At 32.6% G+C, this 12,135-nt stretch carries 10 protein-coding genes; all 10 read right to left on the bottom strand.

Annotated features, from left to right (window positions below; translation table 11 throughout):
- Window positions 1-10 precede the first annotated feature (10 nt).
- Window positions 11-2,056, bottom strand: coding sequence for a transketolase family protein (locus J1D01_RS08885; protein ID WP_421150592.1), 2,046 nt, complete (start codon window positions 2,054-2,056; stop codon window positions 11-13).
- Between the two features lie 277 nt (window positions 2,057-2,333).
- Window positions 2,334-2,921, bottom strand: a complete 588-nt coding sequence (locus tag J1D01_RS08880; protein WP_372937047.1) for a LutC/YkgG family protein — start codon at window positions 2,919-2,921, stop codon at window positions 2,334-2,336.
- Window positions 2,922-2,924: 3 nt separating this feature from the next.
- A complete protein-coding gene (locus J1D01_RS08875) occupies window positions 2,925-4,298 on the bottom strand; it encodes a lactate utilization protein B (protein WP_421150591.1) in 1,374 nt (457 codons plus the stop codon).
- Between the two features lie 40 nt (window positions 4,299-4,338).
- Window positions 4,339-5,076, bottom strand: coding sequence for a (Fe-S)-binding protein (locus J1D01_RS08870; protein ID WP_421150590.1), 738 nt, complete (start codon window positions 5,074-5,076; stop codon window positions 4,339-4,341).
- Between the two features lie 229 nt (window positions 5,077-5,305).
- Complete coding sequence (locus tag J1D01_RS08865; RefSeq protein ID WP_372938834.1) at window positions 5,306-6,163, bottom strand: fumarylacetoacetate hydrolase family protein; 858 nt, start codon at window positions 6,161-6,163, stop codon at window positions 5,306-5,308.
- 26 nt (window positions 6,164-6,189) lie between these two features.
- Window positions 6,190-6,972, bottom strand: coding sequence for an SDR family NAD(P)-dependent oxidoreductase (locus J1D01_RS08860; RefSeq protein ID WP_421150589.1), 783 nt, complete (start codon window positions 6,970-6,972; stop codon window positions 6,190-6,192).
- Window positions 6,973-7,011: 39 nt separating this feature from the next.
- On the bottom strand, window positions 7,012-8,673 hold the full coding sequence (locus tag J1D01_RS08855) for a UxaA family hydrolase (protein ID WP_421150588.1): 1,662 nt from the start codon (window positions 8,671-8,673) through the stop codon (window positions 7,012-7,014).
- Window positions 8,674-8,852: 179 nt separating this feature from the next.
- Window positions 8,853-9,731: an AraC family transcriptional regulator gene (locus tag J1D01_RS08850; RefSeq protein WP_372936348.1), complete on the bottom strand. Its 879-nt coding sequence runs from the start codon at window positions 9,729-9,731 to the stop codon at window positions 8,853-8,855.
- 216 nt (window positions 9,732-9,947) lie between these two features.
- The gene (gene kbl, locus J1D01_RS08845; protein ID WP_421150587.1) at window positions 9,948-11,132 is read right to left on the bottom strand and encodes a glycine C-acetyltransferase; all 1,185 of its coding nucleotides are present in this window, start codon (window positions 11,130-11,132) and stop codon (window positions 9,948-9,950) included.
- 3 nt (window positions 11,133-11,135) lie between these two features.
- Window positions 11,136-12,095 carry an NAD-dependent epimerase/dehydratase family protein gene (locus J1D01_RS08840; protein ID WP_421150586.1) on the bottom strand — a complete coding sequence of 320 codons (960 nt, stop codon included), beginning with the start codon at window positions 12,093-12,095 and terminating at the stop codon, window positions 11,136-11,138.
- Between the last annotated feature and the right edge of the window lie 40 nt (window positions 12,096-12,135).

The following is a 12,135-nucleotide window of genomic DNA, read 5'->3' as shown; positions in this document are numbered from 1 at the left end:
TATTTAGTTTTTATTTTATTAAAACTGTGTTTAAATACTCTACTACATTTTGGCTTACTTGCGCTCCTGTAAACCCAAATTTCTCATCAAGAACGCCTGCAGGTGCTGAATATCCAAAATGGTCTAACCCAAATACTTTCCCTTTTTTTCCTACTAGTCCTTCTAAGTTTACTGGTAATCCTGCTGTTAAACCAAATAATGGCTTATTTGCTGGTATTACTTTTTCTTGGTAGGCTTTAGGTTGTTGTCTAAACAAGCCTTCTGAAATAATAGAAGCTATGTTAACCTTTAAATTTTCTTGTGATTCTAAAATTTCTGCAGCTGCAATTAAGGTTGAAACTTCCGATCCATTAGCCACTAAAACAACATCTGGATTTTCTACTTCCTTCACTAAATACCCCCCCTTTTCTGCTCCAAGAGCTTCTTCATATCTTGATGCTTTTTGAGCAGGAATATCTTTAATTCCTTGTCTAGACAAGATTAAACCAGAAGGTGTGTTTGTGTTTTCCATAGTCATTTTCCATGCTACTGACGTTTCTGCAGAATCTGCTGGTCTTAAAGCTAAGAAACTTTGTTTATGACTGTGATTTTTAAGTTTTTCTAATAATCTAATTTGTGCTTCTTGCTCAACAGGTTGGTGTGTTGGACCATCTTCACCTACTCTAAAGGCATCATGTGTCCATACATATTTAACTGGCAATTCTTGTATAGCACTTAATCTAATAGCTGGTTTCATATAATCTGAAAACACAAAGAAAGTTGCCACCACAGGAATAACGCCTCCGTGTAAAGCAATACCGTTTGCAATACATGCCATAGTTAATTCTGCAACCCCAGCTTGTAAAAATGATCCGCTAAAATCACCTTTTTGTAAGGCTGATGTTTTCTTTAAGAAACCATCGGTTTTATCAGAATTAGATAAATCTGCCGATGATACAATCATATTCTCTACATTTTCAGCTAAATAAGCTAATACATTTGAAGAAGCAGCTCTGGTAGCTAACCCTGGTTTATGTTCTATAGTTTCAAAATCTAATTTTGGTAGTTCTCCTGATAAGAAAAAGTCTAATTTTTCTGCTAATTCAGTATTTTCTTGTTTCCAAGCCTCAATTTCTGCTTTCTTTTTTGAAGCATTAGCTGTTTTTTCAGCAATTAAATTTTTATAAAAATCGCTTACCTCATCATAAATTTCGAATGGATTTTCAACATCAGCTCCTAAATTCTGAAGCGTTTTTTCATAATCTGCACCAGTATTTCCAATTGGTTGTCCGTGTAACTCACAATAACCTTCAAACATACTTCCGTCTGCAGCTACACATCCTTTACCCATAATAGTTTTACCTATAATTAGGGTTGGCTTTTCTGTTTCGTTATTTGCATCAGTTAATGCTTTTCTTATTTGGTCATGGTCATGCCCATCTATAGTAACTACTTTCCAGCCCCAAGCTTCATATTTCATGGCTGTATCTTCAGTAGTAACCTCATCAGTAGAAGTTGATAATTGAATATCATTAGAATCAAAAAACATGATAAAGTTGCTAAGTCCTAAATGACCTGCAATTCTACCAGCTCCTTGCGAAATTTCTTCTTGAATTCCACCATCTGAAATAAAACCATAAATTTTATGGTTCATCCAATCACCAAATCTAGCTTGTAAAAACTTAGCTGCAATAGCGGCTCCCACACCCATGGTGTGCCCTTGCCCTAATGGTCCCGATGTGTTTTCTATACCTCTAGCTACATCAACTTCTGGATGTCCTGGTGTAATGGAACCCCATTGTCTAAAATTAGCAACATCTTCTTTTTTATAATTTCCTAAAAGGTAATATTGTGCATACATTAAAGTAGATAAGTGGCCTGCATCCATAAAAAAGCGGTCTCTAAATGGCCAGGTCATATCTGTTGGATCATAGTTAAAAAACTCTGAATATAGGATATGCATAAAATCTGCCCCTCCCATTGGCCCACCTGGGTGTCCTGATTTGGCCTTTTCTACCATGGCTACAGCTAGTGCTCTTATATTATCTGCCGCCTGCTGATCAATTGCTTTGTTCATTTTAATGTACGATTAGTTTACTTTTAGGTTTACAAATATTTTCTTTTGAAGGAGTTAATCAATAAACATCTTTCAAATAAGAAAATTAGTTTTTTTGCAAATATATAATCTTTAATTAGTTGGGAAGTTAAAAACCTAATATTTTCATTAAAAACAACGAAACCTTTTGAGTTGTATTTTAAAGTACAAAAAAAGCTCCTTAAATGAGAGGAACTTTTTAAAAACAGAATATTATTAAATTTTCTTTTTAACCAAAAGGTTAGTTTTTTTATTATAATTATTTGATAAAAACGGTTAAACTCAGTGCTCCATGTGCTCCAATAACTAATGATTGTTCTATATCTGCCGTTTTTGAAGGCCCAGAGATGAAAACTCCAAAACCAGAAGATTGATTTTGTTTTTTTTCATAAGCTTGATGCATATAAGGCACAATATCTTCAGAAGAAAGGACTAAAACCAAATGTTTTGTAATAAAAGGAAGTACTCTAATTGGTAATTCGTTATCAGACACCCAAACAGCTCCGTTTTCTGCAACTCCAAGATTACTTTCTAGAATTAGAATATCTAAATCCTCAAGATCTTTTGGGTTTTTAACAGTAGCTAAATCTAGGGTGTTAAAATCCTGTGTATTTTCTAAAGTAGAATAATTTATAGCAGTATTTGGAATGATAGATTTTATTTGGTTTATAACATCTTCATTAGAACTTGCTTGTAAAACATTACCGCCAACAATTTCTACTTTTTTAGTAAATTCTTTAATTATGTCTAAACCTTCTTCAAAAATACCAGCATCAATTTGAGGTAAACTTAAAGGTTCAGGTTTGTTAGACTTTATTTTTGCTAATATGGCTTCTCTACTCCCCATAGTTTAGTCTTTTTTGTTGTTATTTCTGTTATTATACCATTCATCAAAGCTTTGCTTCGGGCCTATTGGTAAATCTCTGGCTTTACCCCAAACATTAGGTTTAGAGTTGATGACAGATTTTGGTAAGTTTCTTAAAGACCACCTTGCTACTTTACCAACGGTTTCAAATTGTGAGGGCTTTGAGAAAATTTTCCCCATAACCTTCATAGACTGTTTTTTAACAAAAGGCTGTGGTGTTTCTTTGGTTATAATTTGTCTCCACTTATATAATTGGGTATGAATATCAATTTTAACTGGACAGACATCTGAACATGAGCCACACAAAGTGGAAGCAAATGGTAAGGTACTATATTTTTTTAAATCTTTTCCTGGAGATAAAATAGAACCAATAGGACCTGGAATAGTATAATCATAACTATGGCCTCCGCTACGTCTGTAAATAGGACAGGTATTCATACAAGCACCACAACGAATACAATGTAATGAGGCTCTAAAATCTGGTCTGCTTAATTGTTCTGAACGCCCATTATCTACAATAATAATGTGCATTTTTTTGCCAGCACTTGGTTTTTTAAAATGCGACGAATAGGTGGTTACGGGTTGCCCTGTAGCACTTCTTGCTAACAAACGCAAGAACACGCCTAAATGTTCGCGTTTTGGAATTACTTTTTCAATACCCATACAAGCTATATGCACTGGCGCTAAATGCGCACCCATATCGGCATTACCCTCGTTAGTACAAACTACAAATTCACCCGTTTCTGCAATGGCAAAATTCACACCTGTAATAGCTACATCTGCCTCTATAAATTTCTTTCTTAGATGTTTACGCGCCTCATTGGTTAAATATTGAGGATCTCCATTAGCAGGTTTTGTTCCTAAATGTTCTTGAAACAATTCATCAACTTCAAATCTATTTTTATGAATTGCAGGGAGCACAATATGGCTAGGTGGTTCTTTAGCTAATTGCACTATACGCTCTCCTAAATCAGTATCAATTACTTCAATGCCGTCTTTCTCTAAATAGGGATTTAAGTGGCACTCTTCGGTAAGCATAGATTTACTCTTTACTACCTTTTTAGCATTGTTTTCTTTTATTATGCTATGAACTATTTTATTGTGTTCTTCTCCATTTGCCGCCCAATGCACCTGTACACCATTATTTTTGGCATTTTCTTCAAATTCAATTAGGTATTTATCTATATTAGTTAGCATATGTGCTTTTATGCCATGACCTAAATTTCTTAAATCTTCCCACCCCTTTACGGTATGAGCAGCTTTGTCTCTTTTATGTCTTACAAACCATAACGCTTTATCGTGCCAATCTACACGTTTTTCGTCTTTATTAAATACGGATGCTAATTTTGCGTGACTCATAGTTTTAATTTTGTTGGTCAGTTAGATGGTTTTGTTTTAATTACATTTGGCTGTTTAATATTTCGGCTACGTGTAAAACCTTTAATGGTTTTTTGTTACGGTTAATTAAACCTTCTAAATGCATTAAACAAGAGGTATCTGTAGCAGTAATTACTTCTACCCCACTTTCTAAATGGTCTTGCACTTTATCTTTACCCATTTTAACAGAAACAGCTTCTTCAGTTACTGCAAAAGTTCCGCCAAAACCACAACACTCATCACTTCTTTTTACAGGCATTAATTCAAGTCCTTTTACTTCACTTAATAATTCTTCAATATAAGAATACGAGTCTATTGCCAATTCTGAACAAGAGCCTAAACGCAACCCACGTAAACCATGACAACTTTTATGCACACCTACTTTATGCGGAAACGAAGCCCCTAGGTTTTTAACTTTTAATACGTTTAAAATGAAATCACATAATTCATATACATTATTACGTACTTTAGTAACCTCATCTGTTTGCGGAATGATATTGTAGTGTTTTTTTACATGATAAGCACAACTTCCGGAAGGTGTTACTATATAATCAAAATCTTTAAAGTTTTCTACAAAATTATTACAGGCACCTACAGATTCATATTCGTAGCCCGAATTTGCCATAGGTTGACCACAACAGGTTTGTCCTGACGGATAAGAAACGTTTACTTTAAGTTTTTCTAATAATTCTAAGGTTGCTATACCTACTTGTGGGTATAATTGATTTATATAGCAAGGAATAAATAAACCTACTTTCATGAGTTTTAGTTTACTGAATGTTAATTTACAATACTAAAACGAAAATATATAATTGTCTATCTAAAAAATGATATAAAGCAATACTATTTTTGCTCTTTTTTTAAAAAACAACCTAAGTAGAGCAACTTATATATTTTATTATTAATAAAAAAAGGTTTGCTCAATCTGAAATATATCAGTTAAACAAACCTAAAACTAAAACAACTTTATATTATAAAATTAATACAGACTAGCCTTGGTAAGCTCTTGCAACTTGCTTAGAAGTTCCTAAGCCCTCTATACCAAGTTCTACAACGTCACCAGGTTTCATATATTTTGGTGGTTCAAAACCAAAACCAACTCCTGAAGGTGTTCCTGTGGAAATAACATCACCTGGAAGTAATGTCATAAATTGACTTAAATAACTTATAACTTCTTGAATGTTGAAAATAAAATCTGATGTTGAACTATCTTGAATTTTTTCACCATTCAATTTTAACCAAAGGTTTAAGTTATTTGGATCTTTAATTTCATCTGCTGTGGCAATAAATGGCCCTAAAGGAGCAAAAGTATCACAACCTTTTCCTTTACACCACTGGCCTGATTTTTCTATTTGAAAAGCACGCTCACTATAATCATTATGCAGTACATAACCAGCAACGTGATTCATTGCATCTGCTTCATCTACATAAGATGCTTTTTTTCCTATAACCACAGCTAGCTCTACTTCCCAATCTGTTTTTTCACTTCCTTTTGGAATAATTACATCATCATTAGGTCCTACAATAGCAGAAGTTGATTTAAAGAAAATCACTGGTTCTTTTGGAATTTCCATACCACTTTCTTCTGCATGTTTAGCATAGTTTAAACCTATACAAACAATTTTTGATGGACGTACTAATGGAGGTCCTAACCTTACAGAATCATCAACAATAGGACAATCATCTTGATTCTCTTTCAACCAGTTTTCTAAGTTCTTTAATCCGTCACCTCCAAAAAAGGCTTCGTCATAATCTGTACCAAATGCAGATACATCAATTCTTTTACCATTCTCTAATTGGATGCCTGGTTTTTCTTTACCTGCCTCCCCAAATCTTATTAGTTTCATATATATTTGTGTCTATAAATTAGTTATTATTTTCCGTTTAAGGTTACAAACCCACCATCTATTGCATAATTTGACCCAGTTATAAATCCGGCTTCATCAGAGCATAAAAACAATACTAAATCTGCCATTTCTTGTGTAGTCCCCATTCTTCCAATTGGTTGGGTTTTAGAAAGTTTTTCAAACATTTCTTCTTCTTTACCTGGGTAGTTTTTGCTAATAAAACCATCAACAAATGGTGTATGTACTCTTCCTGGTGCAATACAATTACAACGAATACCGTCTTTTATATAATCTTTTGCTATAGAATAGGTCATGGTAAGCACTGCTCCTTTAGTCATGGAGTATGCAAATCTATCATAAATTCCAACAGTAGATGCAATAGAGGCTAAATTTAAAATAACACCTCCGCCATCTACTTTTAAAGAAGGTAAAGCGGCTTTAATACAGTTATAAACACCTTTTATATTTACGTTATATAGGCGGTCTAAATCTGATTCTTCAACAGCTTCAATATTACCTACATGCGCAATACCAGCATTATTAACTAAGATGTTTATTTTTTCTTTTGAAGCAATGCTATTAATGATGCTATTAACATTTTCCTGATTAGCTACATCACATTTATGAGCTTCACCTTGTCCTTCTTTACCTTTAATTTCGTTAATTGTTTCTTTAGCAGCTTCTAAATTAAAATCTAATATATGAACTTTGGCGCCTTGCTCTGCAAAGGTTAATGAAATGGCTTTTCCTATACCACTTCCGCCTCCGGTTACAATAGCCGTTTTATTTTTTAAACTAAATTTTGTCATTCTTATTTAGGTTAATTATGTTAAAAATACTCCTTTTTGTTATAGTGACATACCTCTTTTCCAAGGTATAAAATCATCTTGTCTTAATTGTTTTGCTTTTGTTAATTTTCCGCTTGCAACTTCAATAACAAAATCTAACAACGCTTCTCCCATTTGTTCAATAGAAGCCTTACCTTCTATAATAGCCCCAGTATTAAAATCTATAATATCTGGCATTTTCTTATATAAGGCGCTATTTGTTGAAACTTTTACTACTGGCGTAATAGGATTTCCTGTTGGCGTACCTAAACCAGTGGTAAACAATATAACGTTACAGCCAGAACCTGCTAAACCAGTAGTTGATTCAACGTCATTACCAGGAGTACATAATAAATTTAATCCTGGCTTGGTTACCTGTTCTGTATAATCTAAAACATCTTCAACGGGTGATGTTCCTCCTTTTTTAGCAGCACCAGCAGATTTTATAGCATCAGTAATTAAACCATCTTTTACATTTCCAGGTGATGGGTTTGCATAAAAACCAGCGCCTAAAGCATCTGCTTTTGCATTGTATGTAGACATAATTTGGGAGAATTTTTTTGCCTTCTCTTTACTAGTACACCTATTAATTAATTCTTGCTCAACACCATTTAATTCTGGAAACTCTGAAAGTACTGTTGCTCCACCTAAACCAACAATTAAATCAGATACATATCCTAAAGTTGGGTTAGCCGATATACCAGAAAAACCGTCAGAACCTCCACACTCTAAACCAATTACTAGCTTACTTAATGGTGCTGGTTTGCGTTCTATTTTGTTGGCTTGCATTAAACCAATAAATGTTTTTTTAACGGCCTCTGCCAATAATTCTTGTTCTGATTGAATTTGTTGTTGTTCTAAAACAAAAACAGGTTTTTTATTATTGGGAGACATTTTAGCCAAGGCATTTTCTAAAATACTAGCTTGTGCATGTTGACAACCTAAACTTAGAACAGTTGCTCCCGCTACGTTAGGGTTATTTATGTAACCTGCTAAGAGATGACAAAGCGCAATAGAATCTGAAGTAGCACCACCACAACCACCTTCGTGGGTTAAAAAATGAATACCATCTACATTAGGAAATAGCGGGTTTTTATATTGATGTCTCTCTTCTTTTAAAATATCTTTTTTTAGAATATCTTCTTCAGAAGCACCATTTTTATAATCATTAATAAGTGTATCAACATCTAATTTTAGATGTTGTTGTTTTCCAAAACCTAACTTTTCAACTAATGCTTGTTTTAATACTTCTACATTTCTGTTTTGGCAAAACACTAAAGGAATTATTAACCAATTGTTTTCTGTACCTACTTTCCCGTCTGCTCTGTGATAACCGTTAAAAGTTTTGTTTACAAATTTAGAAATATCAGGAGCACTCCATACTTCTTTATTTTCAGAATCCTCTGCACTGTATTTTTCTGTATCATGCTCTAAATTAGTTGTGCTAATGAGCCCACCTTCTTTAATATCTTTTTTAGCTCTTCCTACTAAAACCCCATACATATACACAGCATCTCCCTTACTTAACTTTTCTGTAGTAAATTTATGCTTAGCAGCAACAGCATCTTGAAGGGTAAATTCTTGCGAATTATACGTAACTTTCTCACCTTTTGCTAAGTCTGTTAATGCTACTAAAACATTATCCTTTGGGTGTATTTTTAATATTTTATTTTTGTTACTCATAAAAAATTTACAGTAAAATTTACAAATACAATAGTACGGTCTTATTAAAAGTGCATCTTACAAATATTTGACTAATTATAATACTATTATTGCCTTTAAAACAGTTTGATTTATAAAATTGCAAAATCAAGACACTTTTTAAACTAAAATCATCTATTAAAAATAAAAAATTATTTTACTTAAATAGACGATGTTTTAATTCTATAATTCTTAAGATAATCAGAGGGTGTGCAATTCATAATAAGCTTAAACTGTCTGTTAAAATTTGAAATATTTTTAAATCCAGATTCATAACAAATAGCTGAAATATTAAACTTATTCTCTATAAGTAATTTGCAGGCATAACCTATACGAATTTCTGTTACATAACGAGAAAATGTTTTTCTGTTTACACGTTTGAAATAACGACTAAAAGCCGATGTATTCATATGCGCAATATTAGCAGCTTCATCTAAACTTATATTATTATTAAAATTTTTAAATATATAAGCTTGTACTTTATCTTGGGTATCACTTTTTGAAGATTTGAATGAGTTAACAAACCCCTCACTTGCTAATTGTTTAGTTTGCTTATGGTTGGCTAATTTATCAAGAATAGTTAAAAAAGTAATAGTCTTATCAAAGCCTTTTAGTTTCATCATATTTTGAATTTCCAAAATAAGATTTTTACTAACATTTAAAAACTTTATCCCAAATTTAGCCCTTTCAAAAAGCTTTGATAAATGACTCATTTCGGGCGTTTTAAAAAAGGTGTTACCTAAATAATCTTGTTTAAAATGAATAGCTATGGCTTTAGCAGATTTATTAGACTCTTCATTAAAATAGTCTTCATCATTTAACCACATATGTGGTAAATCTTTACCAATTAGAACAACATCACCAACCTCAAATTTTTCAATACTATCACCAACAAAGCATGTACCTTCACTCTTAAGAATAACCACAAGTTCTAATTCTGGATGATAGTGCCAAATTTTTAAAAAATAAGGATATTCATTTACCTTAGTGGTAAAAGAACTATTACTAATGCTACTTCTATCTAAAAGATGGAGTTTCATGCTACCTGCTTTTGTTGATATTATTTTTACAAAAATAATTAAAACAAAAATTAAAAAGCAAAATACATATTACAACGAAACATTACTTTTTATTAGGAAAAAGTTTGAATAACAAAAAAAGCTTCTCAAAAACTGAGAAGCAATTCTTTATTAACAAAATTTAATAAACGGAAGTAAAAAATCTATTGACTGTAAATACAATAAAATTCTAAACATTTATATAACCTTCAATTCTTTTCCTACTTTAACAAATGAGTCTACTGCTTTTTTAATTTGTTCTAATTCGTGAGCTGCTGATAGCTGAACCCTTATTCTAGCTTTATCTTTAGGCACTACTGGAAAGAAAAAACCAACTACATAAATACCCTCACTTAAAAGTTTCTTTGAAAACTCTTGAGCAAGTTTAGCATCATATAACATAATAGGAACAATAGGATGAACTCCTGGTAAAATATCAAATCCTGCTTTCGTCATTTCTGAACGAAAATATTTTGTATTCTGTTCTAGCTTATCTCTTAAATGTGTTGAATTAGATATTATATCTAAAACCTTAAGTGATGCACCAACAATTGCTGGAGCAACCGTATTAGAAAACAGGTAAGGGCGTGAATGTTGTCTTAAAATATCTACTATTTCTTTTCTTGCCGCTGTAAACCCACCAGAAGCTCCTCCTAGCGCTTTACCGTAAGTACCTGTAATAATATCTACTCTATCCATTACATTATGGTATTCGTGAGTCCCTCTACCTGTTTTCCCTATAAATCCTGTAGAGTGACATTCATCAACCATAACCAATGCGCCATATTTATCGGCCAAATCACAAATTTTATCAAGTTGAGCTATAGTACCGTCCATAGAAAAAGATCCATCTGTTACAATTAGCTTTCTTCTTAAAGGTGAAGCAAGTTTTAATTGCTCCTCTAAATCTTCCATATTATTGTGTTTATAACGGAATCTTTTTGCTTTACAGAGCCTTATACCATCAATAATTGAAGCGTGGTTTAACTCATCTGATATCACAGCATCTTCTACTGAAAGCAAAGGTTCAAACAATCCTCCATTAGCATCAAAAGCAGCAGCGTATAAAATACAATCTTCCATTCCTAAAAACTCAGCTGTTTTCTGCTCTAAGGCTTTATGAATATCTTGTGTACCGCAAATAAATCTAACTGAAGACAACCCAAACCCATGGGTTTTAATAGCTTCTATACCTGCCTCAATAACTTCCTTATCTGAAGCTAAACCTAAATAATTATTAGCGCAAAAATTTAAAACATTATTTTGCGAAACTGTACTAATTGCAGCCCCTTGTTTAGAAGTAATAACTCTTTCATTTTTATAGAGTCCGCTAGCTTTAATGAACTCTAAATCTTTTAATAAATCTTCTTTAATGGCATACATAGTTTATGATTTTTGTGTTTTATAATTATAATGTAGTTGTAGATTTTTTATCATATCTGCGGAAATCTTTTTTAAATTATATTTAGGTTTCCAATTCCAATCTTTTCTTGCCTTAGAATCATCAATACTTTCAGGCCAACTATTAGCAATGTCTTGCCTAAAGTCTGGTTTATAACTAATTTGAAATTCTGGTAAAATCTCTTTAATAGAACTTGCTAATTCCTCTGGATTAAAACTCAATCCAGCTACATTATACGACGTTCTTACACTTAAATTTTTTAATGGCGCCTCCATAAGTTCTATAGTGGCTCTTATAGCATCTTCCATATATATCATGGGCAACGTTGTTTTGTTATTTAAAAAGCATTCATATGGTTCCTGATTTATAGCTTTATGATAAATCTCAACAGCATAATCTGTGGTGCCACCCCCTGGTAAAGATTGATAACCTATAACACCTGGATATCTAATAGACCTAACATCAAGCCCATATCTATTAAAATAGTAATTAGCCCAAAGTTCTCCAGCTACTTTACTAATACCGTAAACTGTGTTTGGAGTTGTTGCAAAATTTTGTGGTGCATTGGTTTTAGGAACATCTGCTCCATATACAGCAATAGAACTAGGAAAAAACACCTTCTTAATATTATTAAGCCTAGAAACTTCTAATACATTAAAAAGTGTTTCCATATTAACATCCCATGTAAGATGTGGCCTTTTCTCTCCAGTAGCCGATAGAATAGCAGCCATATGATATATTTGCGTTATTGAATACTTTCTTACTAATGTTTGAATACCATCATAATCTGTGGCATCAAGAACTTCAAAGTAGCACTTAAATTTAATCTTGTGTTTTAAATCTGTAGCAATTATACTATTTGAGCCATACCTTTCTATTAAGGCATTTGCTAATACAGATCCTAACTGACCATTAGCCCCCGTTATTAAGATTTTTTCTTCCATAAAAACACTTTTAACAGGTTAAAATTACACATAACAACAT

This window comes from Seonamhaeicola sp. NFXS20 (assembly GCF_049132085.1).
In the GTDB taxonomy this organism is placed as follows: Bacteria; Bacteroidota; Bacteroidia; order Flavobacteriales; family Flavobacteriaceae; genus Seonamhaeicola.
The sequence above is the reverse complement of the archived record's forward strand: the minus strand, read 5'-3'. Positions and strand labels throughout refer to the sequence as shown.

Coding starts and splice junctions, on each gene's coding strand:
- J1D01_RS08860 (WP_421150589.1), bottom strand. CDS start 6,972: ATGACAAAATTTAGTTTAAAAAATAAAACGGCTATTGTAACCGGAGGC.
- J1D01_RS08875 (WP_421150591.1), bottom strand. CDS start 4,298: ATGAGTCACGCAAAATTAGCATCCGTATTTAATAAAGACGAAAAACGT.
- J1D01_RS08870 (WP_421150590.1), bottom strand. CDS start 5,076: ATGAAAGTAGGTTTATTTATTCCTTGCTATATAAATCAATTATACCCA.
- J1D01_RS08880 (WP_372937047.1), bottom strand. CDS start 2,921: ATGGGGAGTAGAGAAGCCATATTAGCAAAAATAAAGTCTAACAAACCT.
- J1D01_RS08855 (WP_421150588.1), bottom strand. CDS start 8,673: ATGAGTAACAAAAATAAAATATTAAAAATACACCCAAAGGATAATGTT.
- J1D01_RS08840 (WP_421150586.1), bottom strand. CDS start 12,095: ATGGAAGAAAAAATCTTAATAACGGGGGCTAATGGTCAGTTAGGATCT.
- J1D01_RS08850 (WP_372936348.1), bottom strand. CDS start 9,731: ATGAAACTCCATCTTTTAGATAGAAGTAGCATTAGTAATAGTTCTTTT.
- J1D01_RS08885 (WP_421150592.1), bottom strand. CDS start 2,056: ATGAACAAAGCAATTGATCAGCAGGCGGCAGATAATATAAGAGCACTA.
- kbl (WP_421150587.1), bottom strand. CDS start 11,132: ATGTATGCCATTAAAGAAGATTTATTAAAAGATTTAGAGTTCATTAAA.
- J1D01_RS08865 (WP_372938834.1), bottom strand. CDS start 6,163: ATGAAACTAATAAGATTTGGGGAGGCAGGTAAAGAAAAACCAGGCATC.